This window comes from Qipengyuania vulgaris (assembly GCF_009827325.1).
GTDB lineage: Bacteria > Pseudomonadota > Alphaproteobacteria > Sphingomonadales > Sphingomonadaceae > Qipengyuania > Qipengyuania vulgaris.
In genome coordinates, this window is the sequence record NZ_WTYC01000001.1 from 460,361 (window position 1) to 484,009 (window position 23,649).

The window sequence follows — 23,649 nt, forward strand, 5'->3', positions numbered from 1 at the left end:
GGCCTCGTCGGCTCCTAGGTAAAGTGGTCCACGAGCTTGCCCAGCCCGACCGAATTGGAGCCTTTGACCAGCACGGCGTCTCCGGCAATCAATCCGAAATCCTCCAGCCGCGCGATAGCCTCCTCGGCTGAATTGCAATGCTCCCACTCGAGCGGCTTGCCAAGCGAGTTGAAGGCGGGTTTCCCCAGTTCGCGGGCCAATGCGCGCATCTCGTCGCCTACCAGCACCGCATAGTCGACATCGGCCGCGATCAGCGGCTCAGAGAGCGCCCCGTGAAACCTGTCGGCGAAATCGCCCAGTTCCTTCATCGATCCCAGCACGGCGATCCGGCGCGCCGACGGTGTCTGGCCAAGCTGCGCAAGCGTGGCACGCATGCTGGCGGGATTGGCATTGTAGCTTTCATCGATCAGCAGCGCCTTGCCGCCGGGCACGTCGATGCCGTGGCGCGCGCCGCGTCCCTTGAGCCCGCCCATTTCGGCAAGTGCCAGTCCGGCAGCGGCCATATCGCCGCCTGCCGCGCGAACTGCCGCCATGACGGCGAGTGAGTTGATCACCCAGTGATCGCCCGGCTCGGCAACGGTATAGCACAGCCGGCCCCAGCCGCCTTCGGAAAATCCAAATTCGCAGGTGACGAGACTGCCGCCATTCGCGCTCGGTATCGCGTCCAGCAGGCGCATGTCCGCCTCGGGCGAACGCCCGAAGCTTACGACCTTGGCTTCCATCCTCAATGCGGCGAGGCGGAGGCGCTCGAAATGTTCGCTGTCGGCAGGGATCACCGCGATCCCCCCCGGTTCAAGACCGGCGAAGATTTCGGCCTTGGCCTCGGCGATGGCCTCCATCGACCCCAAGTTTTCGATATGCGCTGGCGCGATGGTGGTGATGACCGCGACATGCGGGCGGACCTGTGTGGTGAGCCCCTCGATCTCGCCGGCGTGGTTCATGCCCATTTCGAAGATGCCGAAGCGGCTGCGCGCAGGCATGCGCGCAAGGCTCAGCGGCACGCCGACATGGTTGTTGTAGCTCCGTGTCGAACGGTGCGCCGCGCCGCGGCTGGCCCGCTCGAGCGAGGCGAAAATGGCTTCCTTGACGCCGGTCTTGCCGACAGACCCCGTCACACCAATGATCTTCGCTTCCGTCCGTTCACGCGCGGCATGGGCAAGCGCCTTCAACGCGTCGGTCGTGTCTTCAACAAGGATATGCGGATAGTCGACCGGGCGATCGACCAATGCAGCGGCTGCTCCATTCGTGAACGCCTTGTCGAGGAAGCGGTGGCCGTCCATCGCTTCGCCCTTGAGCGCAACGAAGAGATCACCGCTGACTACATCGCGGCTGTCCATCTCGACCCCCGCAACCTGGAAATCGCAGCTGGCGGTGCCATTCACCGCCTCGGCGATGGACTTTGCATCCCACAAAGTCAGCGGCAGGCGATCGCGCGGATCGGCTGGCCATTCCATATAGGCCGGGTGACGCAGGATGGCGGCGCTCATGCGTCACCGCCAGTGCTGTCTTTGGCAATCAGCGCCGCGCATTCGCGTGCGACTTCCACGTCGTCGAAGGGATGGACCCGCATGTTTTCTCCCGATCCGATGATCTGACCCGTTTCATGGCCCTTGCCCGCGACGAGGACGATGTCGTCCCTGCCCGCTTCGGCAATGGCTGCATGGATGGCTTCGCGACGCCCGGCCACTTCGCGCGCTTGCGGCGCACCTTCAAGCACCTGGCGGCGGATTTCCGCAGGTTCTTCGCCGCGCGGATTGTCGTCCGTTACGATGACGACATCGCTGGACTTGGCTGCAGCCTCGCCCATCGGCGCGCGCTTGCCGCGATCGCGGTCCCCGCCGGCACCGAAAACGGTGATAAGTCGCCCCCGCAGGTGCGGATGAAGCGCTTCAATTGCAGCCGCAAGTGCCTCGGCAGTGTGCGCATAGTCTACATAGACCGGCGCGCCGCTCGGCGCGATCACTGCACGTTCCAGCCGTCCACGCACGGGCTGAACCCGCGCGACGACATCCCAGACGCGGCTCGCGTCGATACCCGTGGCAAGGGCAAGACCCGCGGAGACGAGGGCATTGGACACCTGGTAAGCCCCGATCAGCGGCAGGTTGATGGTCCGCTCCGTCCCGTCGTGTTCGACGGTGAGCGACTGGCCCAGCTGGGTCGGCTCGCGGCGGATCAGGCGGATGTCCTCCCCCTGCTCGCCGACGGTCATGATCTTCAGCCCGCGCTTCTGCGCATGTTCGACGACGCGCGCGTTCCAGCCGCTGTCGCCTGCGCCCATCCACACGACCGCCGTTGCATCATCCGAGACCACCTCATCGAACAGGCGCATCTTGGCCGCGAAATAGTCTTCCATGTCGGCATGGTAATCGAGGTGGTCGCGGCTGAAATTCGTGAAACCGGCGGCTTCGACCGGAATGCCTTCATTGCGATATTGCGAAAGACCGTGGCTAGACGCCTCATAGGCGACATGGGTCACGCCTTCGCGGGCCAGCCCGCTCATATTCGACAGGAAGGTGACGATATCAGGCGTCGTCAGCCCGGTCGATACGCTTTCGTCGGGGGTGGTGACGCCAAGCGTGCCGATGCTGGCCGCACGTTCGCCGGACATGCGCCAGATCTGACGGGTCATCTCGACGCAGGATGTCTTGCCGTTGGTTCCGGTAACCGCAACGATGTGCTCGGGCACCGGTGTGAAATATTGCGCCGCCAACTCGGCAAAGGACTTGCGCGGCGTCTCGCTCGCGATGTGGATGGCGCCTTCGACAGTTGCTTCCCGCCTGGCAACGATCGCCACGGCCCCTGCCTCGATAGCTGAGGGAATGAAATCCTCGCCATTGACCTGCGTGCCCTGAAAGGCGCCGAATACGGTACCGGGAGCGACCTTGCGGTTGTCGATCGCGAAGCCGGTCACAGGCGCATCACCGGCTTGGGGGCAGTCGATCCCGGCCTGCGCGCAGATCTTACTCAGCTTCATTGCGCGCCTCCGGGATCAACGGTGTGATGGCGGAGATATCGATATCACGCGTGTCGTCGGGACGCACGCCGATCAAGGGGCCGATACGCGGCACGAGACGGCCGACGATAGGGGCGGCATTCCAGGCTGCCGTTCGCTGGTAGGAGCTGGCGAGCGTTCCCTTGGGCTCATCGAGCATGGCAACGATGACATAACGTGGGCGGTCCATCGGGAAGGCGGCGGCAAAGGTGGAAACCAGCGCGGTGCGGCGGTATCCGCCCTTTCCGCCCGGCTTTTCGGCCGAACCGGTCTTACCACCGACGCGGTAACCCGGTGCATCGGCATTGCGGCCCGTGCCGTAGACCGCGATGGCGCGCATCATCTGGCGCATCCGGCTGGAGGTCGAAGCCTTGAACACGCGGCGGCCCTTGGGAGCTTCGCCCGGGCCGAGTTTCTTGAGGGTTGCGGGGCGATAGATACCGCCGTTGACCATCGTGGCATAGGCGCTGGCAAGGTGCAGCGGGGTGACCGCGATGCCGTGACCGAAGCCGACCGTCATGTTGGTAAGTCGCGCCCATTTGTCACCCGGCCAGAGCGGAAAGCCCTTGGCGGGCAATTCGATTTCCGGACGTGCGTTCATGCCCAGATCGATCATGTATTGCCGCATCCGTTCTGGACCGACATCGTCCGCGATCCGGGCGGTTGTCGTATTTGAAGAGTGGATCAGCGTTTCCACCGCGTTGAGAGTCGGTCCCATGGCGTGGCCGTCACGGATCGTGAAACGACCGACCTTGACCGGCGAGGCATCGAAGCGCCGGCCGAGGTCGCGAATGGTGCCGGAATCGATTGCCGCCGCCACGGTCAGCGGCTTGAAGGTGGATCCCAGTTCGTAAACCTGATTGGTCACCCGGTTGAACATCAGCTTCTCGCCCTCGGCATCGATCTTGTTGGGATCGAATTCCGGCAAAGAGGCAAGCGCAAGCACTTCGCCCGTATCCACATCGAGGACGATGCCCGCACCGCCCTGCGCCTGCGTCAGCTTCATGCCGCGCCGCAATTCGTCTTCGAGCGCACCCTGCACCCGCACGTCGACCGAAAGCGCGACAGGCGTGCCGCGCGTAAGCGGATTGGACAGGTGCTCGTCGAAGACCTGCTCCATCCCCACTCGGCCTTTGCCGTCCGCGGCGACATAGCCAAGCACATGCGCCGCCATCTGCCCTTGCGGGTAATGGCGGTCTTCCTCCATCGGCATTTCAAGGGCGAGTTCGCCGATGTCCTGCACCTGATTTGCCTCTTCAGGCAGCAGGCGGCGGCGGATGTAACCCGCTTCACCGCTGGCAAGCTGCGCGGTGACGGCCTTCTCGTCGAGATCGGGGAAGATGGTCTTCAGCTGCGCGGCGACTGCCGCCGGTTTTTCCACGAGCGGCGACTGGTCCTCGCCCAGCGCTTCCGGGTTGAACCACAGCGCATAGGCCGGGAACGCGCGCGCCATCGGCACACCGTTACGATCGACGATCTCGCCGCGGTCGGGCAGCAGTGCCGCTTCGAGCGAAGTCGCACGCGCACCTTCGCCGCCCGCGCCGAGATAGACGATGCGGGTCAGCGCCATCGCTGCGAGAAGAGCAAATGCCAGCGCGATCCACAGCACCCGCCAGCGGGCCAGATCGAGCGATCTCTGGCGAATGCTGACGAGCTGCACGCGCCCACTCGCCATTGCCATGCTTACCGCCCCCGGTCCTCCATGGAGAGCCGAGAATGCGTTCACCGGGTGACCTCTGCTGCAGCGACCGTCACGACTGCCGGGCTGGCAAGACGCTGCGCGAGACTGGTAGCAAACCGCCGCGAAGGCTGATCGGCACCTGCCACTGCGAGGGCGACGCCCTCGCCGTCATCTTCGTCGAGCCAGTCGCCGAACAGGCTCTCCTCTTCGACCGGCCCGGTGTCTGCCTTGGCGAAGCGGATCGGCTGCGGCGCGCCCAGCCCGCGCGGGGTACCCAGCGCGGCCAGCTGACGCTCGTGCTCGACATACTGATCTGCGCGAGGCGCGCTATAGCCGAATTCGACCTGGTTCCACGCCGCCAACTGGTGCTGGCTTGCGCGGGTCTGGAATTCGGTTTCCAGCATCAGCTTCGAGCGTTCCGCCGCGATGATCTGGCGTTCGACCAGACGCACGTCGCTCTTCACTGCGTTGACCTTGAAGGTAAGCGCGAGGAAAGCGGCAACACAGGCGCCGAGGACCAGCAGCCAGCCGATCTGCCTGATGCGTGAAGTCTGGGCCATCATGCGGCCTCCCGTGCTGGTGTGGAGGTACGCACCGCGTGGCGCAGCACCGAAGAACGCGCACGCGGATTGCGGGCGATCTCAGCCTCGGTGGGCTTGATCGCCTTGGAAACGGGGGAGAAGACCGGATCGACCTGCGCCGCCATGGGGACGTGACGCGAGGCGCTCGGGGTTGAGGATGCCTCGCGCAGGAAGCGCTTGACGATCCGGTCTTCGAGGCTGTGGAAGCTGACCACCGCAAGGCAGCCTCCTTCACACAGCAGGTGTTCGGCGGCCGACAGCCCTTGGGACAGTTCGTCGAGCTCGCCGTTTACATGTATCCGGATGGCCTGGAAGGTCCGCGTGGCCGGGTCCTTCTTGTCGTGCGGCTTGTAGCCCAGTGCCTTACGCACCACGCTGGCCAGCTCACCGGTCGTCTTGAGCGGCCGCGCTGCCACGATGGCGCGTGCGACGCGGCGCGACTGGCGTTCCTCGCCATACTGGTAGATCACATCGGCAATCTGGCTTTCCTCGGCACTATTGAGGAAATCGGCCGCGCTCTCGCCATCCTGGCTCATCCGCATGTCGAGCGGGCCATCGGCGGAAAAGGCGAAACCTCTCTCTGCCTGGTCGAGCTGCATGGACGATACGCCGATATCCATCACGACACCGTCCACACGCTCCACACCGGCAGCGTGCATGACATCGAGCATCTCGGAAAAGCGGTGCGAGTGAAGAATGAGGCGGGGCGGAGTTTGCTCAGTCTCCCGCCAGGTGCGACCCGAAGCAACAGCGTCGGGGTCCCTGTCGAATGCATGGACCGTTGCGCCGCGTTCGAGCAGCGCGCGCGTGTAGCCACCCGCCCCGAAGGTCGCATCGATCAGCACATCGCCCGGTTGCGGGTCGAGCGCTTCGATCACTTCGTCGAGCAGGACCGGAATGTGGGGTGCGCCGCTCATTTGCCCTTGGCCTTCGCATCGGCGAGCAGGCTTTCGCAGGCGGCCTTGGCACTGGCCCAATCGTCGCCCATTTCGGCGAGCTGCGCCGGGTTCCAGAGAGTGAAGAAACGGCCGCCGCCTTGGAAGTAGAGCCCGTCTTCGATCCGGCCGAGTGTGCGCAGGTGATCGGGCATGACAAAGCGGCCGCTGTCGTCGAAGGGCAGTTCGATGAAGCCGAACAGCTGGCTGGCACGGGTGTCGCGGTCGAAATCCTTACCAACGCGAACGGCTATTTCCTCTTCGCGGTCCAACTGGGCGTCGAGCTCTTCCTTGCGCGACAGACCGAAGCCGACGAGGCAATTCCAGATTGGGTGCTTCATGAGGCAGAGGACGCGGCCGTCGGAGCTTTCCTTTACGGCCTTGCGGAAGAGCGGCGGAAGCACGAAGCGGCCCTTATCGCCCGCAGGCGAATAGGCTTGTCCGCTGTACCCTCCGAATTGCACTGCCCTGTCCCCAGCTGGCGTTCGACATCCTCCTCACCGGCCACACCTACCCCCTCCGCAAAAGCAGACGCTTTCGCGGCCCGAGACGCCGAGGCGGCTCGCGCAAGACAATGGCATGTCCGATGTCTGGATGATTTATCGCGGGTGACGCGGGGATGGAAGGGAAAATTGCGGGATTTTACGGGATAAGCAGGCAACATGTTGTTTTATATAAGTAAAAGACTTCCAGAAATTGTTGGTATCCTTAACGAATCGTCACCATAGGCCACAGAAAAGACTGGAGAATCACCGGCATGGCTTGAATTGATGCGGGCTTTTCCCGCGAAATCCCCGCCCGAGTCCCGCGAATTCCCGCAGGTGTGTTCAGTCCGCGAAAGCGCGATCCAAAAATGCGCCTAGGGCCGTGTGTCTCGCAGGTTCTTCGACATGGTCATCCAGCACAGCCGCATCGGCTACGAGCAGGACGCGCCCCTCGCCCACCCGGCAATCTGCAACCAGTCCGCCGGAAGATACCGAGCACTTTACGTCGGCAGCCCCTCCACGCGCCTCGAACCTGCCGGCGAGATCTACGGGAAATTCAATCGTGCCTTCGGTTATCGTGCGGACCCCGGCAGCCTGTTCCTCGTCGAACAGCAAGTCGAGCCCCCAATGGTTCAGGATCGGCGAGATCACTACCATGTCGTGTGGGCGGCGCGGATCACCCAGGGGAAAATCGCTGTGCTGGGTCAACATCGGATCGGCAAAGATCAACGCCTGTCCTCCTTCGCGCAGCCAAGTGTCGAAGGCGACATTCTCCGAAGGCGCGAGCGGGCGAGGCTGGGCGAGCACGACGCGCTTCAGCCCGTCAAGCGAATCTTCTTCCAGGGTATCTAGCGGGACGAGCTCGCCTTCTTCTTCCAGCGCCCCACGAACCCACCCGTGTTCTTCATTGCCCTGCAGGACTGAACTAATATCTCCGCCCTCACCCCAATAGATGGGAAGGGTCGAGAACAGGCCGATCCTCGCGCTCGGACCTGCCTCCCCGTCTGTCGGCGGCGATTGTTCCTGCGCAGAACCGCCATTGCAGGCCGCCAGAAGCGCAAGCGAAGCCGCTATCAGCGCCTTACTGCGGATTGGCCGGCTCATTCTGCGCGCCCTGTTCTGGAACAGTTGCGGGGGATTGGGTCGCCACGGGTGCCGGGCCTTCGGGCAAGTCGGGAACCACGCCCGCCTCGACCAGCGGGTCGCTCTGCTGGACCGCTTCGCTGGGTTCGGTGGTTGGCGCGGCAGCCGGCACTGCCGCTGCGTCCACTTCGCGGGTGCGATCCTGGATCAGGCTGGCAAGACCCACGAGGAGTACCATGAGAACCACGCCGCCAATTCCGATCTGCAGACGATGCAAGGACTGCGAACGCGTTCCGCCGAGCGGCACATCGGAGGGCTCGCCGACGCGAGACGCACTCCGGGTCAGGTCGAAACTACGCGGCATTCCGGGAATTCTGGGCATCTCCTATGTTCCCGTCAATCGCTCTGGGCCAGCCAGTCGAAAACCGGCAGGCCCTTCGAACCCAGCCATTCCGCATTGTAGAGCGTCGAAAGATAGCGAAAACCGCTGTCGCACAAGATGGTGACGACGCGGGCATTTTCGCGACCTTCAGCCTTCAAATGCTTGCCCAGCGCAACGGCGCCGGCCACATTGATACCGCTAGACAGGCCGAGACACAGCCCTTCCTCGCGTAGCAGGCGTGCGACCCATTCGAGGCCTTCTTCGTCCGAAATGCGAAACTGCGTATCGATCGGTGCGCCTTCGAGATTGCCGGTGATGCGCCCCTGCCCGATGCCTTCGGCGACGGAGGAGCCTTCGGCCTTCAGCTCACCTTTGGCATAATAGTTGAAAAGCGCTGCACCGTGCGGGTCGGTCAAGGCGATGACGACATTCTCGTCGAATTCCTTGAGGCCCATGCCGACGCCGGCGATCGTGCCGCCCGTACCTGCCGAGCATGTGAACCCATCGATCCGGCCATCCATCTGCTCCCAGATTTCCTTTGCCGTACCCTCGATATGGGCCTTGCGGTTGGCCGTGTTATCGAACTGGCCCGCCCAGATCGCTCCCTCGGTCTCTTCCGCCAGGCGGCGCGAGACATGCTGGAAATGATTGGGATCGGCATATTTGGTCGGCGACACGGTAACCAGTTCCGCGCCGAGCGCGCGCAAGGTCTGCATCTTCTCGGCCGACTGATTATCGGGCATCACGATGATGGTGCGATAACCGAGCGCATTGGCGACCAAGGCGATGCCGATGCCGGTATTGCCGGCAGTTCCTTCGACCACGCAGCCACCGGGCTTCAATTCACCCCGCGCTTCTGCGTCACGGATAATGTAGAGCGCAGCCCGGTCCTTTACCGAGGCCCCGGGATTGGCGAACTCGCACTTGCCGTAGATATCGCATCCGGCTTCCTCGCTAGGTCCGGCAAGGCGGACGAGCGGGGTATTGCCGATCAGGTCGAGGGTCTGCTCACGAACGGGAACTTGTGTCATGATTACGGAGGTAGTGTCGCACCGCCATCCGCGCAATCAACATCAATCTTCAGGCGCAATAGTAACCTTCAGCCCGTCCAGATCGCCGGTGAAAGGAATCTGGCAGGAGAGGCGCGAGGTATCGACTCGGTGGTCGCTGCTTTCGAGCAGGTCGTCTTCGTCCTCGCTCATTTCAGGCAGCTTCCCGGTGAATTCCGGATCGACGTGGACGTGGCATGTCGCGCAGGAACAACATCCCCCGCACAGCGCCAGAAGCTCGTCGAACCCGTTGTCCCGGATCGCTTCCATGACTGTCAGGCCGTCCTCGACCTCGATCTCGGAAGTCTCGCCTTCGCGGGTAGTAACGATCAGCTTGGGCATCGAATGCGTGTCCTGTATTGCCTTGGCCGTTGCGCGGGCCGTATGCGAGGCGCTGCTATTCAAACCGGCGCGGGAAGGCAAGCCATAGCCATGGGGCTGACGACAGCAACGATACGCGATCATCTGGATGCCGTGGCGGCGAAGGACCGCGTTGTCGCAAGCGCGATCGAACGCGTCGGCTATCCGACCGAACGCATTCGCGAGACTGGCTATCGCACCTTGTTGCGCACAATCGTCGGGCAGCAGGTCAGCGTGGCGGCGGCTTCGTCGGTATGGCGCAAGCTCGAAGCCGAGCTCGGCGAAGAGATGCACGCGCACGAGCTTCTGGCGCGCGACTTCGACACGTTGCGCGCCTGCGGATTGTCGCGGCAGAAACAGGGCTATGTCCGGTCGCTGTGCGAACTCGTGGATGGCCGGGAACTCGACCTGGAGAATTTGCCCCAGGACGATGAGGACGCTATCGCCGAGCTTACCCGGATCAAGGGGATTGGCCGCTGGTCGGCGGAAATCTACCTGCTCTTCGCAGAAGGGCGACCGGACATCTGGCCTGCGGGCGATCTTGCCGTGCAGGCCGCCTGCGCCAAGATGCTCGAACTGCCCGAACGCCCCAGCGAAAAGGAAACGCGTGCGCTGGCGGAAAAGTGGAAACCACACCGCGGGGCGATGGCTATCTTCACATGGCATGCATACGCCGATCCGGCGCTTTAACTGGGGAGTGGTTTAATGAGCACGCGCAAGGCGATCTTCATCACCGGCGGCGCATCGGGCATCGGCCGGGCCATCGCGCTACATTTCGGCAAGCGCGACTGGTTCGTCGGCCTTGGAGATCTCGACGAGCACAACATGTGGGTCACGCGCGACCTGATCGGCCACGGATTCGTGTATCAGCACACATTCGACGTGCGTGACCGGGCTGCCTGGGACAAGGCGCTCGACAGCTTCGCCACCGCTGCAGGCGGCCGGATCGACGTGGTGGCGAACAACGCCGGTATCCCGCTTGGCGGCGCGCTGATCGAGAATAGCGAGGAGGAGATCACCCGCTGCCTCGACATCAATCTGAAAGGCGTGTTGTTCGGTGCGCAGGCGGCTTATCCGCACCTGCAGAAAACCGCGCCCGGATCATGCCTGCTCAACACGGCCAGCGCTGCCGGGATCTACGGCACACCTGGTGCGAGCGTTTATTCGGCAACCAAATTCGGCGTTCGGGCGATCACTGAAAGCCTCGACGGCGAATGGGCCGCAGACGGCATCAAGGTGCGCTCGATCATGCCGGGGTTCATCGAAACCCCGCTTCTCGATCACAGCCCCAATGCCAAGACCAACGAGGACATTCGGACCCGGGTCAAAGAGGCAGGCCTCGAAATCACACCGGTCGAAGACGTAGCCCAGGCTGCCTGGGACGCCGTCCATGGCGAGAAGCTGCACACCACCGTCGGCCAGACCGCCAAAAAGCTCGCCTTCGGTGCGCGCTGGATGCCCGGCCGGGTCCGCAAGCAGACCCGTGCCAGCATCAGACCGATGGGCAAGTAGCAATCAGACGATCTTGTCGATCTTCTTGGCCATGTTGACGTCGCGCAGCGAAAGCCCGCCTGCGTCATGCGTGGTCAGGGCAATCTCGACCTTGTTGTAGACATTCGACCATTCGGGATGGTGGTCGCGCTTTTCCGCGATGATCGCGATGCGGGTCATGAAGGCGAAAGCCTCGGCGAAATCGGCGAATTCGAAGCTGCGCTCGATCGCTCTACCGTCGCGGGCGAGCGACCATTTCGGCAACGCGCGCAGCCAGCTGTCACGTTCTTGGGGGGTAAGTTCCTCGATGGCCATATCGGCGAATCCTCTGTTGCTTGTCGCAGCCGCGCCTTTTGCCTATCGCATCCGGCCATGCAAGCGCAGCTCACCGCGACCGACATTGCCTGCCGACGCGGAGACAGGCTGCTCTTCAAGGGGCTCTCACTTACCTGCGGACCCGGGGATATCGTACAGATTACGGGCGCAAACGGGGTCGGAAAATCCAGCCTGATACGCATTCTTTCAGGTCTGCTGCGCCCGTTTGCGGGGCAAGTCAGGTCAAGTGGCGAAATTGGACTGATTGATGAGCGCCTCGCTCTCGACCCGAACCAGCCGCTCGGCAAGGCGCTGGCATTCTGGCAGAGGCTCGACATGACGCGGGATACCAAACGGACGCTGGATCTCTTGCAGCTGGAACCTCTGCTTGATGTGCCGGTGCGCTATCTCTCTACCGGACAGAAAAAGCGTGCGGCCTTCGCTCGCCTCGCCGGTAGCGATTGTCCGATCTGGTTCCTCGACGAACCGCTCAACGGGCTGGATATGGAGGCCCAGAAGAGCGTCGAGGCTTTGGTGGCGAGGCATTGCGAAAATGGCGGCATCGCAGTCGTGGCTTCTCATCAGGATATCGGCTTACGCGTCAAAGAGGCCATCGCCATTGAGGACTATGCAGCGTGAGCGCGCCGCTGACCATTCTGCGCCGGGACCTTGGGCTGTTGATGCCGGGCGGCAGCGGAGGCGGCATCCTGCCTCTCTTGTTCTTTTTGGCCGTCGCGATGCTCTATCCCTTCGCGGTCGGACCCGACGCGCAACTGCTGGCGCGGACCGGCGGCGGAGTAATCTGGGTCGCGGCGCTGCTCGCGGCGATTCTCCCCCTTGACAGGCTGGTGAGGGACGATCTGGAAGCGGGCGTCTTCGACCAGCTGGCCCTGCGCGGAATTTCGGAAGAACTGTCGATGGCAACGCGCCTCGTCGCTCATTGGTTGGCTTTCGCGCCGCTGCTGCTTTTGGCTACGTTTCCGGCGGCTGCGCTGATGGGACTGCAAGGCGAAACGACGCGCACATTGCTGCTGGGTTTGCTGGCAGGTACGCCCGGCCTCGCTGCAGTGGGTCTCACCGTTGCAGCTCTCTCCGCCACATTGCGCGGAGGGGCGGCGCTCGCTGGCATCATGGTAATTCCCCTGTCGGTGCCGATACTGATCTTCGGCGCAGGTGCACTTGCGCGGCCCGATCCGTCTGCCCTCTTGCTCACCGCAGCAATAAGCCTCGGTTTATGCGCCGTCGCCCCCTTCGCGGCTGGAGCGGCCCTTCGGGCGGCGCGCGAAGTTTAGGTTTTCAAACTACTTCGGGATGCAAAATCGAACGGATGACAACCAGCTACAAAATTCTTAAGCAAACGCAGATGGCATCTCACAGGGGGGGATTGGGCGTTGGAAAATGATGAGGAATTCGTAGACATCTACGCGCTGCTCCAGGTCGACCCGTCCTGCGAGCGATCAATAATTGACAAGGCGTACAGGCATTTTGCCCAGCTCTATCACCCTGATCACACCGAAACAGCCGACGTGGATCGCTTCCAGGAGCTGACTCAAGCCTACCGGATTCTCAAGGATCCGGCCAAGCGGTCAGAATATGACAAACGGTATATTTTGGAGCGGGGTGAAAAGCCTGCTGGGACGCCGCGAGAAGACATTATCATCGACGGTGCAACTGCTGTGCAGGACGCCGAAATGCACGAGCAAATCCTTTTGGCGCTCTACCGGCAGCGCCGCGAGAATGCCCGCGAACCGGGTGTGATGCCATATTACGTCCAGCGCGGACTCGACTGTTCGGACGAAAGCTTCGAGTTTCACACCTGGTATCTGAAATCGAAGGGCTACATCGAGATTACCCAGCAGAGCGAGCTGGCGATTACCATCGAAGGGGTCGATCACGTCATCTCCAACAGCCGCGCGGCTAAGGAGAAGCTCCTGCTCGAACAGGCGGCGCGAGAGATCTAGCGCACGCCTCAATAGGGAGGCTGATGCAGGCCCTTCGGACTTTTCGTAAAGATTTCGACCCCGTCCTCGGTTATGCCGATGGAGTGTTCGAACTGTGCGGATAGCGACTTGTCGCGCGTGACCGCGGTCCACCCGTCATTGAGCATCTTGGCGTGCGGACGGCCGAGATTGATCATCGGTTCGATGGTGAAGAACATGCCCGGCTTCAGGAGCGGTCCCGTGCCTTTCCTGCCGGTATGGATCACTTCGGGCGCATCATGGAACAAACGGCCCAGGCCATGTCCGCAAAATTCCTGCACGACGCCGTAACGATGCTGGCGCGCATGCGCCTCGATCACCGCGCCGATATCGCCCAGCCGTGCTCCGGGCTGGCTGGCGGCCTCGATTCCCAGCATGAGGCATTCGTAGGTCACATCCACCAGCTTGCGCGCCTTCAGTGACGGTTCGCCAGCAAAGTACATGCGGCTCGTATCGCCATGCCATCCATCGAGCAGCGGGGTGACATCGATATTGACGATGTCGCCGTCCTTCAAAGCCTTGTCGCTTGGAATTCCGTGACAGATCACGTGGTTGATCGAGGTACAGCAGCTATGCGAATAACCGCGATAGCCCATGGTTGCCGGAACTGCGCCGCCATCGAGCGTCATCTGGCGAACCTTGTCGTCGATCTCGCCGGTGGTAACTCCCGGCTTCACGAAATCCGTCAGTTCGTCGAGGATTTCGGCTGCAAGGCGTCCGGCTTTGCGCATGCCGTCGTACCCTTCGGGTCCGTGGAGTTTGATGGTCCCGTCACGATAGACGGTCTGCTCGCTGTCGATCACCTGATATTCGGTCATGCGCGATCATGTAGCGACTACCCGCGCAAATTGCGAGAGCGTCAGCGCCGGACGCTGAAAGCCTCCGCATATTCGGGTTTGACGGCATCGAGCACCGAGGCGGTTACGGGAAAATCAAGTTCATACGCGCCTTCGGCATAGGACCCGGCCACATAGGGCCCGTAGTAGATCCCGATGCGATCGAAGGTCTGGCCGTTGGAAGATCCGACGAATACGCTCGCCTCGTCAATGCCCGGACAGTCGTTGAAATAGCCTTCGCCGTCCCGATCCACCTCGGTGCCACGCCGTTCCGCGCGTGCTTCGTTAAGCGTATCGCAAAGTTTTGCGCCGAGCGCAGTTTCCAGTTCCACAGCGGAATTGAATAGGTCGATTCCTTCCAGCGCCAGCTGGCCGTTCCGGCTCCAGACAAAGGAAGTCCTGCCGTAGTTTCCGTGCGCCCCGCCTGTATAGACATACAGATCGGCCGACAGACTCAGCCAGTCAGGCAAATCCGACACGACCTTCCACTCCTTCTCGAACCCCCGGTTCCTGCAACTCACGCAGTCTTCAGGCGAAGAATCCAGCGATTCCTGCCACTCGGCCTTTTGCGCCGCCAGTTCGCGGTCGCGTTCTTCCTCGAAACGGCGCACCAATTGCGGAACGGCGCTTACTTCGGCAGGCCAGCTATAGGAAAATTCCCGCTTCGCTTCGCCCTTGCTCGAATTAGCTTCGAAGTTTGTTCCACTGGGCTCGTCTGGAGCGGTTGCCGAAGCGCTCGCAGTTACGCCAGCTCTGGATTCTGCGACGGCTCCGGGCGGAACGATCGCATCTTCGGATTGCGAACAGGCTGCGCTCGACAGAAGGAGGGAAATCAGGAACAGGGACTTTCGCATCGAATTACCTTGGCACGAAACAGATTAACCCGAGGGGAATATCATGGCCGACAAAGCCGAACTAATCCAGCCAGACCGTGGACAGGAAGCTATCCCCATCCATCTGGTGAACAAGGACGGTTTCCCCGATTGGGTCAAGACATTGTCTGGCGGGCAGCGCGCTGCCCTGAATGCCCAGAAGTTCGACGGCAGCGGGTATCAGGTGGGCATCGTCCCCGATGGCGATAGCTGGTTCGCCGTCAGTGGGGTCGCCAACCCCGAAGATCTGTCGAGCTGGTGCATGGCTAAGCTCGCCGAAGCATTGCCTGAAGGCGCCTATCGCCGTGCAAAGGGCGAGCCAGGACCCGCTCTGCATGGATGGCAGACCGCGCAGTACCAGTTCAGCCGGTACAAGAAGCCCGAAAAGCCGGTCGGCGCGCGAGTGCTGCTGACCAAGGACGTGAAGAGCATCGACGCCGCGATTGCCGAGGCAAAGGCGACCTGCCTCGTTCGTGATCTGGTCAATACACCGGCCGAAGACATGGGGCCCGCCGCGCTCGAAGAACAGTGCGAGAAGCTGGCCAGGACGCATGGCGGTCAGCTGTCAGTGACGCGCGGCGACCAGCTCGAGCAGGATTATCCGATGATCCATGCAGTCGGTCGCGCGGCGACGCGCCATCACGCCCCCCGCCTGATGCATCTGACCTGGGGCAAGGAAACGGATCCCGTCCTTTCCATCGTGGGGAAAGGCGTATGCTTCGACAGCGGCGGGTTGGATGTGAAAAGTTCTTCCGGCATGCTTCTCATGAAGAAGGATATGGGCGGCGCCGCGCATGCCATTGCGCTGGCCGGTCTCGTAATGAGTGCGAAACTGCCTGTCCGGCTGCATTTGCTTGTGCCCGCCGTGGAAAACGCCATTTCCGGCAACAGCTTCCGACCAGGCGACGTGCTCAAATCACGCAAGGGCCTAACCGTGGAGATCGGCAACACCGACGCCGAAGGCAGATTGATCCTGGGCGATGCACTCACCCGCGCGAGCGAGGAAAAGCCCGAGCTTATCATCGATTTCGCAACCCTGACCGGTGCGGCGCGCGTGGCACTGGGGCCCGAGTTTCCCGCGCTCATGACTCGGCGGGACGAGACCGCCGCTGCACTGATCGAAGCGGGCAAGGCGAACGATGACGAACCTTGGCGTTTACCCCTGCCCGATGTGTATGCCGAATGGCTCAATTCGGATATCGCCGACACCAACAACGCTCACCCCAATGCCTTTGCCGGGGCCAGCGTTGCAGGGCTGTTTCTCGACAAATTCGTGGGCGACGGCATTGACTGGGCGCATTTCGATACCTTCGCATGGCGGCCTGCCAGCAAGCCCGGTCGCCCCAAGGGCGGTGATGCGTACGGTCTGCGCGCAGCCTGGCACATGCTGCAGAAGCGTTTCAAACCGGCATAGGCGGTGCGCGGGCCTTGCCGCAGCGCCGTGCTGCGGTTAAGCGCCCGCAACCGTAATCATTGAAGTTCCCCACGACCGTGAGCGCCAAGGCCAGCTACTCTTTGCCCGAAGGAATTGTCGGACTGAAAGGTCCGATCCAGAAACCTGCGCCCGGCACGCTCCCCTTGCGCGGCGATTTGGCACATGTCGCTCTCGCCCACCGCTTCCTTGCCGCACACTACGTGATTCCGCTCTTGCGCGTGGTCGGCGATCAGGACGTCACCCTCAAGCTCAATTCGCGCGATGACGCGGAAAATGGTGCGGAGATCCCGGCGGGTTCCGAAGTGGAAGTGCTGGATCGCGAAGGTGACTGGCTGTGGATCACCTGCGGCCCGGAAGGACCCAGCGGATACGTCCGGACTTCAGCACTGAAACCCGACAGTGACGCATAAGGTCTTTATCGACGGGGCTGCCGGTACGACGGGCCTTGAGATTGCCGAGCGGCTTGCAGGTCGCAGCGAGTTCTCGCTTCTCACGCTGGATGACGCGCAGCGCAAGGACGCAGATGCACGCCGCGAAGCGCTGAACGAAGCCGATGTCGCCATTCTCTGCCTTCCGGACGACGCTGCACGCGAAGCAGTCGAGATGATCGATCCTGCAGGCGGCACCCGCGTTATCGACGCGTCTAGCGCGCACCGCACGGCCGAAGGCTGGTGCTATGGCTTTCCCGAACTGGTCGGCAGAGAACGAGTTGCCGATGCCCGCCGGGTAAGCAATCCCGGTTGCTATCCGACCGGTTTTCTCGCACTCGTCGCACCCTTGGTGCTTGAGGGCCTCATCCCGAAGGACTGGCCCTACACCGTCAATGCCGTGAGTGGTTATTCGGGCGGCGGCAAGGCGCTGATCGAGCGGTACGAAATATCCAATCCGACGCCTGCCTTCCGGGCTTACGGCTATGATTTGGCGCACAAGCACCTGCCTGAAATGAAGGCGCATGCTGGGCTGGACCATCCCGTCCTGTTCGCGCCCGCCGTTATCCCGGCTTATCGCGGTATGATCGTAGAGGTGCCGCTGCATCTCGGCGCGATGGAAGGCAATCCCCATGCCGATGCCCTGCGCGATGCCTTGTCGAGGTTCTACGAAGGTTCGCAGATCGTCTCGGTCGAGGGGAGCCATGCACCGAGCGAGCTTGTGCTCGAGCAGGAGGAAGCGCCAACCGACGCGATGCAGTTGTTCGTATTCGGGAACGAAGGGGGCTGGAATGCACGCCTCGTCGCCAAGCTCGACAATCTCGGCAAGGGTGCCAGCGGAGCAGCGGTACAGAACCTCAACCTGCTTTGCGGCCTGCCGGAAACCACCGGCCTTCATCTCCCCATTGCCTAATAAATAGGCAGTAGCCGTCTACCTATTGGGCACCCTGCCCGGCCGTCCAGATATCCAAGCCTGCAATCGCGCCATTCCTGAAGTTGGCACGTTTCTTGGAACGTCGCGCGCAAGGATGTATTGGGTTGCTGTGCGGGCCATTCTCCGCACGCAACAGACGGGACCGGTGGACACGTGAAAAAGATCGAAGCGATCATCAAACCCTTCAAGCTCGATGAGGTGAAGGAGGCGCTGCATGAGATCGGCGTGTCCGGTATCACGGTGACGGAAGCCAAGGGATTTGGTCGGCAGAAGGGCCATACCGAACTCTACCGCGGCGCGGAATATGTGGTCGACTTCCTGCCGAAGGTTAAGCTTGAGGTTGTCGTGTCCGACGGCATTGCCGAGCGAACCGTCGAGGCCATCGCCGCTGCCGCCCAGACGGGCCGTATCGGTGACGGCAAGATATTCGTCAGTCCGATTGAAGGTGCCCTGCGCATCCGCACGGGCGAAAAGGACGAAGACGCAATCTGATTTTCCTGCCCGTGCAACAGCCGGGCGCAATACGAACACTCTCACGGAGACAATAGACATGGCAAGTGCAAGCGACGTCCTCAAACGTATCAAGGACGAGGAGATCGAGTGGGTCGACCTGCGGTTCACCGATCCCAAAGGCAAGTGGCAGCACCTGACCATGGTGGCCAAGACGCTCGACGAAGACCAACTCGAAGACGGATTGATGTTCGATGGCTCATCGATCGCCGGTTGGAAAGTCATCAACGAAAGCGACATGATCCTGAAGCCGGATCTCGAACGCGTTTACGTGGATCCGTTTAGCGCAGAGCCGATGATGATCATGTTCTGCGACATTGTAGAGCCCTCGACCGGTGAATGGTACGCGCGCGACCCGCGCACCACCGCCAAGCGCGCCGAAGCCTATCTCAAGTCGACAGGCATCGGGGACACCATCTACGTCGGCCCTGAAGCAGAATTCTTCATGTTCGACGATGTCCGCTTCGAGGACGGATACGCGGGCTCAGGCTTTGCGCTCGACGACATCGAACTGCCAACCAACAGCGGCAGGGAATACGAGAGTGGCAACCTCGCGCACCGTCCGCGCGCCAAGGGCGGATATTTTCCCGTCGCCCCGGTGGATAGCGCTGTCGACATCCGCGGTGAGATGGTCTCGACCATGATCGAGATGGGTCTTCCCTGCGACAAGCACCACCACGAGGTGGCAGCCGCGCAGCACGAGCTGGGCCTCACCTTCGGCACGCTGGTCGAAACCGCCGACAACATGCAGATCTACAAGTATGTCGTGCATCAGGTCGCCCATATCTACGGCAAGACCGCGACCTTCATGCCCAAGCCGATCAAGGACGATAACGGTTCGGGCATGCATACCCATATGTCGATCTGGGACGGCGGCAAGCCGACCTTCTCTGGCAACCAGTACGGCGGTCTCAGCGAAAATTGCCTTTACTACATCGGCGGCGTGATCAAGCACGCCAAGGCGCTGAATGCGTTCACCAACCCGACCACCAACAGCTACAAGCGGCTGGTCCCGGGCTTCGAGGCGCCGGTTCTGCTTGCCTATTCGGCGCGCAATCGTTCGGCATCCTGCCGCATTCCCTATGGTGCGGGCGACAAGGCGAAGCGCGTGGAATTCCGCTTCCCCGATGCGATGGCGAACCCCTATCTCGCCTATGCCGCATTGCTCATGGCAGGCCTCGACGGGATTCAGAACAAGATCCACCCGGGCGAAGCGATGGACAAGAATCTCTACGATCTGCCGCCGGCCGAGCTCGCCGACGTGCCGACCGTATGCGGCAGCCTGCGTGAAGCGCTCGAGGCGCTGGAAGCCGATCACGAGTTCCTGCTGAAGGGCGAAGTCTTCACCAAGGACCAGATCGACGCCTATTGCGAGCTGAAATGGGACGAAGTCCTGCGGGTCGAAACCACGCCATGTCCGGCAGAATTCGACATGTACTACAGCGCCTAAGGTTTCACGCACCTACGAATTGGGGGCGTCCGGCGAAAGTCGGACGTCCCTTTTATTTGGGAGATGCGGACGAGTGGCGGCCCTATACCCTTTCTTAGTGTGTGACCGATACGCTGCCGCACCGTGGGCTTTTTGCGAGGCGAGGCAAGATGGATTTCTGGCGCAAAGAGATGACGGCCGAAGCCGAAGACAATCGCGCGGATGTGATCATTCAGAAAAAGCGGCGCAAACAGGATCCGCAGGCAAAAGGGCTGAGCGCTGTAGCCATAGACCGGCGCGGTCCGCGTTCCGTCCATCAACGCAATGAGGATAGACACGTTCTCGAAGGCACCACGGCGATTGCCCAAATCGGTGGCGCACAGCATGAGGTAACAGTGCTGAACCTGTCCTCGAACGGGGTGATGGTAGGGTTCGACGGCAAGGTGGAAATCGGTCAGGAAATCCGATTGATCCTCGCAGATTGTGCTCCGGTCACCACGGCCGTTCGCTGGATCAGGCGCGAGCGGATCGGGCTGGAGTTCCTGGCGGAAACAGTGCTCATCGCGGAAGCCGGCGTCCAGGAATTCATCCTCAAGACCATAGCGCGCGAGAATTCGATCTCGGGCAACCGCTCGGCGATGGTCGGAGCCGAGAAGCGCAATGCGGCAGAACGCCATCGCATGGTATGGGTGGCCAAACTCCAATCGGCCGGACGCGAAACGACAGCGCGATTACGCAACATCTCCCGCACAGGAGCGATGATCGAACTTTCCGAGAGGGTCGATATGCCCGAAGGGTCTATTGCTTCACTCGTCCTGGCAAAGGTCGGGGCGATCAGCGCAAAGGTGCGATGGGGTTTCGGCCACCAATTCGGACTGGAATTCCTCGGAGAATTCGATGTGACCAGGCTTGGCCACGAGAACTGCGCGGAACTCGCGCCATATGAAGATCGATCCAGCTTGATAGCCAACAACGGTCCCGAAAGCTTCGAATCCGAGATCGGCGGCGATCTGCAAATACGTCTGGGAAACGTCGAAAATCCTCATCAGCCACCGATGATGGAGTACGGTCGTCTTACGCTCGATGAAGTCTATTCGACACTATATCCCAAAGGTCGGCCGGCATAACCCCCGACAGCTGAGCTCACTCACTGAGACCTGCAAATTTCTGCCAATTCAATTACGGCCGCGCAGAAGCATGCCGCGTCTGCCCACCTGCCAGAACGCCCCGATCAGTATCGTGCAGGCAAACATGGTAAGCCAATCGAGCGGCAGGGGAGAACGAACGAGTTCGGCGTGAGCAAGCACAGCCCAGCACCCACCAATATAGAACATCAGATAGAATGCCGTGACGATAGCATCGCGCGAGAGCGAGGCTTGCAGTTCGTCCGTATGGCGTTTCATGGCAATAGTCGCGAGCGTGCCTGCAAGTACCAGCCCGATCGCGATAACGGCCCCAGAGGCCGGCTGGATAGGTAATTCAGGGCCCGTCAGAGCGAGTACCACGAGCGCGGCCCCCAGTGCCGCGCACCCGACACCGCTGAGTGTGAGCTGCTTTTTCTGTTCGCGAAGCTCATCGGCATCTTCCACGTTCAGGATGCGCGCACCGGCATTCGGTATGAGGACGCCAAAAAGCACCGAAGCGCTGATGAAGACATAGAGCAATCCGACGAGGCCCGCGATCTCCTGCGAAACCGAAAGCCCTGCTACGCCGTCGAAATCCGTCAGTCGCAAAAAGGCCGTGGCCCCCAGGAAGCCGCCCAGTCCTCCCACAGTGACGGGCAATATCAGTTTGCGAACCGTACTCTTGCTGGCAGGTGCGTTGCTCATTCGGTGGGCTCCCAATCATCGATAAACAGTTCGGGCACGCTCACGGCGAAAAGCTTCGCCATGCGCAGCGCCAACGGCAGTGACGGGTCGTACTTGTCGGTCTCAACCGCATTGATCGTCTGACGAGAGACGCCAAGTCTGCGGGCCAGTTCTCCCTGGCTCCAACCCCGCCCCTCGCGATATTCCTTCAATCGGTTCTTCAACGAACGATCCTGCATGCCTGTAAAGAGCTCTTTACTGACAAGAGGTCTTTACAGTCAAGCGTTCTTGTCATTCTGTGTGTGGAATCCCGTTTTCCTACTCCCACAAAATGTGCGTACTCGCTCCGCCTCCCCAATCTGGAAGAGGTGATATCGATGAAACGCAAAATCGTGTTCGATGCTGTTCGCCGCATGCTGGGACGTGGCTTCACTATCCTCGAGGTCCGTATCTTGGACCAAGTACTCGACGAAGCAATGCGGGCGGGGCCGGATATCCGCATCCCATCCCACGGAGTTTCTCTTGCGGGTATACGCCTTATCAAAGCACATGAGGGATGTGCACGGCTAAGGGCCGATGGGCGTTATGAGGCTTATCCAGACCCCGGTACTGGCGGGGCGCCATGGACTATTGGCTGGGGAGCGACGGGCGCTGATGTCCGGCCGGGCATCGTCTGGACGAAAGAGCAATGTGATCGACGTCTCGAAGCGGACATCGCCCGTCATGCAACCGACGTCGAACGCGTTCTGGACGGCTGCCAAACCTCGCAGGCACAATTCGACGCGCTCGTCAGCTTTCACTTCAACACCGGTGCCATCGGTAAGGCGAGTTTGACGAAATTCCACTGCCAGGGAGAATTCGACCTGGCAGCCGGAGAATTTGGCAAATGGAGATACGCTGGCGGGCGGGTGCTCAAAGGCCTCGTGCGGCGAAGGCGCGAGGAGGCCGAACTATACCGTTCGGGTGTCGCCCAGTGAAAGCCTTGCTCCGTGATTAACCGGAACCGAGTCCTGCGTGACCCCGTTGCGTTGTTCAAAGGAGTATAACAAATGCGTGTTTTAATGGCAGGAGTTGCAGCCCTCGCGCTAGCAGCAAGCGGTGCTTATGCTCAAGGTAAAGGCAACGGAAACGGGAATGGCAATGGTGGTGACAATAGGCCCACCGCCGCCCAAAACAAGGGTAACGGGAATGCCGGCAAGAAGGCCGAACGTGGTCCTCCTAGCAAGGTGCAGGCCCAACGCAATCAAGGCAATGGCAAGCCCGACAACGGAAATGATAGTCGCGCGGCGCAAAGGCAGCAGCCAAATCGCGGAAACGGGAATGATCGCGGTAATGACAATGATCGTCGGACCATCGAACGCCGCGTAGATCGCGATGATCGCCGCGAAGTGCGCGTTCGCTATGATGGCCGAGACGACCGCCGGATCATTCGCAGCCCGATAGACACGCGCTGGCTCGTTCAGGATCGCAGCCGCGGGCTAATTGCAGGCTGCCCGCCTGGCCTCGCAAAGAAACGTAACGGATGTAATCCTCCGGGACAGGTTCGCGACCGTTATCAGCGCAGTCTGTTCGGCTATGATTATCGGCCCAGCCTGTTTGGCCTCAGCAACTACGATCGCCGCGGCGATTACTATTACAACGACGGTTATCTGGTGCGCTACGGAGATGGTGGTGGCATAGCCAACTGGCTTCCGCTGCTCGGAGGTGCGCTCGGTATCGGTAACGTCTGGCCCAGCGGTTACCAGAGCTACGACGTCCCTGATTATTACGTCGATTACTATGATCTCGGTGGACCCAATAGATATCGCTATGCCGATAATGTAATCTACCGCGTTAACCCGGACGATGCCGCCATCACATCGATCGCGGCGCTGATCACGGGCGACGAATTCGCCGTCGGCCAGCAGATGCCGATGGGATACGACGTGTACAACGTGCCTTACGCCTATCGCGATCGCTATTACGATACGCCGGAGTATATGTATCGATATTCGGATGGCTACGTATACCAGGTCGATCCTGAAACGCGCTTGGTGGCCGCGGCCATCGACCTGCTGATCTGAT

28 protein-coding genes are annotated in these 23,649 nt (G+C 61.4%); 13 read left to right on the forward strand and 15 right to left on the reverse strand.

Translation table 11 applies throughout. The features are described 5' to 3' along the window. Positions 1–14: 14 nt before the first annotated feature. From GRI69_RS02325 to GRI69_RS02370, 10 genes are all read right to left on the reverse strand, one after another. Complete coding sequence (locus GRI69_RS02325; protein ID WP_160726694.1) at positions 15–1,487, reverse strand: UDP-N-acetylmuramoyl-tripeptide--D-alanyl-D-alanine ligase; 1,473 nt, start codon at positions 1,485–1,487, stop codon at positions 15–17. Continuing rightward, on the reverse strand, positions 1,484–2,974 hold the full coding sequence (locus GRI69_RS02330; protein ID WP_160726695.1) for a UDP-N-acetylmuramoyl-L-alanyl-D-glutamate--2,6-diaminopimelate ligase: 1,491 nt from the start codon (positions 2,972–2,974) through the stop codon (positions 1,484–1,486). The genes GRI69_RS02325 and GRI69_RS02330 overlap by 4 nt, the downstream gene beginning before the upstream one ends. After that, positions 2,961–4,673, reverse strand: a complete 1,713-nt coding sequence (locus tag GRI69_RS02335) for a peptidoglycan D,D-transpeptidase FtsI family protein (protein WP_160726696.1) — start codon at positions 4,671–4,673, stop codon at positions 2,961–2,963. Before GRI69_RS02335 ends, GRI69_RS02330 begins: the two co-directional genes overlap by 14 nt. A 41-nt stretch (positions 4,674–4,714) precedes the next feature. Next, a complete protein-coding gene (locus tag GRI69_RS02340; protein ID WP_237452895.1) occupies positions 4,715–5,236 on the reverse strand; it encodes a hypothetical protein in 522 nt (173 codons plus the stop codon). Beyond that, a complete protein-coding gene (rsmH, locus tag GRI69_RS02345) occupies positions 5,233–6,171 on the reverse strand; it encodes a 16S rRNA (cytosine(1402)-N(4))-methyltransferase RsmH (RefSeq protein ID WP_160726698.1) in 939 nt (312 codons plus the stop codon). The genes GRI69_RS02340 and rsmH overlap by 4 nt, the downstream gene beginning before the upstream one ends. Then, the gene (locus GRI69_RS02350; protein WP_160726699.1) at positions 6,168–6,653 is read right to left on the reverse strand and encodes a division/cell wall cluster transcriptional repressor MraZ; all 486 of its coding nucleotides are present in this window, start codon (positions 6,651–6,653) and stop codon (positions 6,168–6,170) included. The genes rsmH and GRI69_RS02350 overlap by 4 nt, the downstream gene beginning before the upstream one ends. Before the next feature lie 363 nt (positions 6,654–7,016). Next, positions 7,017–7,778, reverse strand: coding sequence for a motility-associated ABC transporter substrate-binding family protein (locus GRI69_RS02355; RefSeq protein WP_160726700.1), 762 nt, complete (start codon positions 7,776–7,778; stop codon positions 7,017–7,019). Continuing rightward, positions 7,756–8,139, reverse strand: a complete 384-nt coding sequence (locus GRI69_RS02360) for a hypothetical protein (RefSeq protein ID WP_160726701.1) — start codon at positions 8,137–8,139, stop codon at positions 7,756–7,758. Before GRI69_RS02360 ends, GRI69_RS02355 begins: the two co-directional genes overlap by 23 nt. A gap of 14 nt (positions 8,140–8,153) precedes the next feature. Beyond that, complete coding sequence (locus tag GRI69_RS02365) at positions 8,154–9,170, reverse strand: cysteine synthase A (protein WP_160726702.1); 1,017 nt, start codon at positions 9,168–9,170, stop codon at positions 8,154–8,156. A 42-nt stretch (positions 9,171–9,212) separates the two neighbouring features. Beyond that, positions 9,213–9,530 (reverse strand): 2Fe-2S iron-sulfur cluster-binding protein, encoded by a 318-nt coding sequence (locus GRI69_RS02370; protein WP_160726703.1) that lies wholly within the window; start codon positions 9,528–9,530, stop codon positions 9,213–9,215. A gap of 90 nt (positions 9,531–9,620) precedes the next feature. Between GRI69_RS02370 and GRI69_RS02375 the strand changes: the two genes are divergently transcribed. Further along, complete coding sequence (locus tag GRI69_RS02375) at positions 9,621–10,238, forward strand: DNA-3-methyladenine glycosylase family protein (RefSeq protein WP_160726704.1); 618 nt, start codon at positions 9,621–9,623, stop codon at positions 10,236–10,238. A 15-nt stretch (positions 10,239–10,253) separates the two neighbouring features. Then, the gene (locus GRI69_RS02380) at positions 10,254–11,060 is read left to right on the forward strand and encodes an SDR family oxidoreductase (protein ID WP_160726705.1); all 807 of its coding nucleotides are present in this window, start codon (positions 10,254–10,256) and stop codon (positions 11,058–11,060) included. 3 nt (positions 11,061–11,063) lie between these two features. Here the strand turns inward: GRI69_RS02380 and GRI69_RS02385 are convergent, their stop codons facing one another. Then, on the reverse strand, positions 11,064–11,354 hold the full coding sequence (locus GRI69_RS02385) for a 4a-hydroxytetrahydrobiopterin dehydratase (protein WP_160726706.1): 291 nt from the start codon (positions 11,352–11,354) through the stop codon (positions 11,064–11,066). A gap of 57 nt (positions 11,355–11,411) precedes the next feature. On the opposite strand from GRI69_RS02385, the gene ccmA reads away from it, so the two are divergent. The 3 genes from ccmA (at position 11,412) to GRI69_RS02400 (ending at position 13,315) form a co-directional block, all read left to right on the forward strand. After that, positions 11,412–11,993: a heme ABC exporter ATP-binding protein CcmA gene (ccmA, locus tag GRI69_RS02390; RefSeq protein ID WP_160726707.1), complete on the forward strand. Its 582-nt coding sequence runs from the start codon at positions 11,412–11,414 to the stop codon at positions 11,991–11,993. After that, a complete protein-coding gene (locus tag GRI69_RS02395) occupies positions 11,990–12,646 on the forward strand; it encodes a heme exporter protein CcmB (protein WP_160726708.1) in 657 nt (218 codons plus the stop codon). The genes ccmA and GRI69_RS02395 overlap by 4 nt, the downstream gene beginning before the upstream one ends. A 99-nt stretch (positions 12,647–12,745) precedes the next feature. Continuing rightward, positions 12,746–13,315, forward strand: a complete 570-nt coding sequence (locus GRI69_RS02400; RefSeq protein WP_160726709.1) for a DnaJ domain-containing protein — start codon at positions 12,746–12,748, stop codon at positions 13,313–13,315. A gap of 8 nt (positions 13,316–13,323) precedes the next feature. Here GRI69_RS02400 and map read toward each other — a convergent pair whose 3' ends face one another. Next, on the reverse strand, positions 13,324–14,151 hold the full coding sequence (map, locus tag GRI69_RS02405; RefSeq protein WP_160726710.1) for a type I methionyl aminopeptidase: 828 nt from the start codon (positions 14,149–14,151) through the stop codon (positions 13,324–13,326). A gap of 41 nt (positions 14,152–14,192) precedes the next feature. Further along, on the reverse strand, positions 14,193–15,023 hold the full coding sequence (locus GRI69_RS02410; protein WP_160726711.1) for a DUF3298 and DUF4163 domain-containing protein: 831 nt from the start codon (positions 15,021–15,023) through the stop codon (positions 14,193–14,195). A gap of 43 nt (positions 15,024–15,066) precedes the next feature. Between GRI69_RS02410 and GRI69_RS02415 the strand changes: the two genes are divergently transcribed. The 6 genes from GRI69_RS02415 to GRI69_RS02440 all read left to right on the forward strand — a co-directional run bounded on the left by GRI69_RS02415 (position 15,067) and on the right by GRI69_RS02440 (position 20,904). Further along, positions 15,067–16,455 carry a leucyl aminopeptidase family protein gene (locus GRI69_RS02415; protein WP_160726712.1) on the forward strand — a complete coding sequence of 463 codons (1,389 nt, stop codon included), beginning with the start codon at positions 15,067–15,069 and terminating at the stop codon, positions 16,453–16,455. Between the two features lie 59 nt (positions 16,456–16,514). After that, positions 16,515–16,886 (forward strand): SH3 domain-containing protein, encoded by a 372-nt coding sequence (locus GRI69_RS02420; protein ID WP_202391784.1) that lies wholly within the window; start codon positions 16,515–16,517, stop codon positions 16,884–16,886. Then, entirely contained in the window at positions 16,876–17,817 is a 942-nt protein-coding gene (argC, locus tag GRI69_RS02425; protein ID WP_160726713.1) for an N-acetyl-gamma-glutamyl-phosphate reductase, read from the forward strand. Before GRI69_RS02420 ends, argC begins: the two co-directional genes overlap by 11 nt. Positions 17,818–17,991: 174 nt before the next feature. Continuing rightward, positions 17,992–18,330, forward strand: coding sequence for a P-II family nitrogen regulator (locus tag GRI69_RS02430; RefSeq protein ID WP_160726714.1), 339 nt, complete (start codon positions 17,992–17,994; stop codon positions 18,328–18,330). Between the two features lie 58 nt (positions 18,331–18,388). Next, positions 18,389–19,798, forward strand: coding sequence for a type I glutamate--ammonia ligase (gene glnA, locus GRI69_RS02435; protein WP_160726715.1), 1,410 nt, complete (start codon positions 18,389–18,391; stop codon positions 19,796–19,798). 149 nt (positions 19,799–19,947) lie between these two features. Further along, positions 19,948–20,904 carry a PilZ domain-containing protein gene (locus tag GRI69_RS02440; protein WP_160726716.1) on the forward strand — a complete coding sequence of 319 codons (957 nt, stop codon included), beginning with the start codon at positions 19,948–19,950 and terminating at the stop codon, positions 20,902–20,904. A 48-nt stretch (positions 20,905–20,952) separates the two neighbouring features. On the opposite strand, the gene GRI69_RS02445 is transcribed toward GRI69_RS02440, so the two are convergent. Beyond that, positions 20,953–21,606, reverse strand: coding sequence for a hypothetical protein (locus tag GRI69_RS02445; protein WP_160726717.1), 654 nt, complete (start codon positions 21,604–21,606; stop codon positions 20,953–20,955). Beyond that, positions 21,603–21,824, reverse strand: coding sequence for a helix-turn-helix transcriptional regulator (locus GRI69_RS02450; RefSeq protein ID WP_202391786.1), 222 nt, complete (start codon positions 21,822–21,824; stop codon positions 21,603–21,605). The genes GRI69_RS02445 and GRI69_RS02450 overlap by 4 nt, the downstream gene beginning before the upstream one ends. A 138-nt stretch (positions 21,825–21,962) precedes the next feature. On the opposite strand from GRI69_RS02450, the gene GRI69_RS02455 reads away from it, so the two are divergent. Together GRI69_RS02455 and GRI69_RS15695 are read left to right on the forward strand one after the other, a co-directional pair. Further along, positions 21,963–22,562 carry a lysozyme gene (locus tag GRI69_RS02455; protein ID WP_160726719.1) on the forward strand — a complete coding sequence of 200 codons (600 nt, stop codon included), beginning with the start codon at positions 21,963–21,965 and terminating at the stop codon, positions 22,560–22,562. Between the two features lie 72 nt (positions 22,563–22,634). Then, the gene (locus tag GRI69_RS15695; protein WP_202391787.1) at positions 22,635–23,648 is read left to right on the forward strand and encodes a hypothetical protein; all 1,014 of its coding nucleotides are present in this window, start codon (positions 22,635–22,637) and stop codon (positions 23,646–23,648) included. Position 23,649 lies beyond the last annotated feature (1 nt).

Excerpts from the sequence above, each read along its gene's own strand:
- GRI69_RS02445 (WP_160726717.1), bottom strand. The coding sequence starts at position 21,606 with ATGAGCAACGCACCTGCCAGCAAGAGTACGGTTCGCAAACTGATATTG.
- ccmA (WP_160726707.1), top strand. The coding sequence starts at position 11,412 with ATGCAAGCGCAGCTCACCGCGACCGACATTGCCTGCCGACGCGGAGAC.
- GRI69_RS02330 (WP_160726695.1), bottom strand. The coding sequence starts at position 2,974 with ATGAAGCTGAGTAAGATCTGCGCGCAGGCCGGGATCGACTGCCCCCAA.
- GRI69_RS02450 (WP_202391786.1), bottom strand. The coding sequence starts at position 21,824 with ATGCAGGATCGTTCGTTGAAGAACCGATTGAAGGAATATCGCGAGGGG.
- GRI69_RS02410 (WP_160726711.1), bottom strand. The coding sequence starts at position 15,023 with ATGCGAAAGTCCCTGTTCCTGATTTCCCTCCTTCTGTCGAGCGCAGCC.
- GRI69_RS02355 (WP_160726700.1), bottom strand. The coding sequence starts at position 7,778 with ATGAGCCGGCCAATCCGCAGTAAGGCGCTGATAGCGGCTTCGCTTGCG.
- GRI69_RS02380 (WP_160726705.1), top strand. The coding sequence starts at position 10,254 with ATGAGCACGCGCAAGGCGATCTTCATCACCGGCGGCGCATCGGGCATC.
- GRI69_RS02415 (WP_160726712.1), top strand. The coding sequence starts at position 15,067 with ATGGCCGACAAAGCCGAACTAATCCAGCCAGACCGTGGACAGGAAGCT.
- rsmH (WP_160726698.1), bottom strand. The coding sequence starts at position 6,171 with ATGAGCGGCGCACCCCACATTCCGGTCCTGCTCGACGAAGTGATCGAA.
- GRI69_RS02440 (WP_160726716.1), top strand. The coding sequence starts at position 19,948 with ATGGATTTCTGGCGCAAAGAGATGACGGCCGAAGCCGAAGACAATCGC.
- GRI69_RS02455 (WP_160726719.1), top strand. The coding sequence starts at position 21,963 with ATGAAACGCAAAATCGTGTTCGATGCTGTTCGCCGCATGCTGGGACGT.
- map (WP_160726710.1), bottom strand. The coding sequence starts at position 14,151 with ATGACCGAATATCAGGTGATCGACAGCGAGCAGACCGTCTATCGTGAC.
- GRI69_RS02365 (WP_160726702.1), bottom strand. The coding sequence starts at position 9,170 with ATGACACAAGTTCCCGTTCGTGAGCAGACCCTCGACCTGATCGGCAAT.
- GRI69_RS02375 (WP_160726704.1), top strand. The coding sequence starts at position 9,621 with ATGGGGCTGACGACAGCAACGATACGCGATCATCTGGATGCCGTGGCG.
- glnA (WP_160726715.1), top strand. The coding sequence starts at position 18,389 with ATGGCAAGTGCAAGCGACGTCCTCAAACGTATCAAGGACGAGGAGATC.
- GRI69_RS15695 (WP_202391787.1), top strand. The coding sequence starts at position 22,635 with ATGCGTGTTTTAATGGCAGGAGTTGCAGCCCTCGCGCTAGCAGCAAGC.
- GRI69_RS02385 (WP_160726706.1), bottom strand. The coding sequence starts at position 11,354 with ATGGCCATCGAGGAACTTACCCCCCAAGAACGTGACAGCTGGCTGCGC.
- GRI69_RS02325 (WP_160726694.1), bottom strand. The coding sequence starts at position 1,487 with ATGAGCGCCGCCATCCTGCGTCACCCGGCCTATATGGAATGGCCAGCC.
- GRI69_RS02360 (WP_160726701.1), bottom strand. The coding sequence starts at position 8,139 with ATGCCCAGAATTCCCGGAATGCCGCGTAGTTTCGACCTGACCCGGAGT.
- GRI69_RS02340 (WP_237452895.1), bottom strand. The coding sequence starts at position 5,236 with ATGATGGCCCAGACTTCACGCATCAGGCAGATCGGCTGGCTGCTGGTC.
- GRI69_RS02370 (WP_160726703.1), bottom strand. The coding sequence starts at position 9,530 with ATGCCCAAGCTGATCGTTACTACCCGCGAAGGCGAGACTTCCGAGATC.
- GRI69_RS02335 (WP_160726696.1), bottom strand. The coding sequence starts at position 4,673 with ATGGCAATGGCGAGTGGGCGCGTGCAGCTCGTCAGCATTCGCCAGAGA.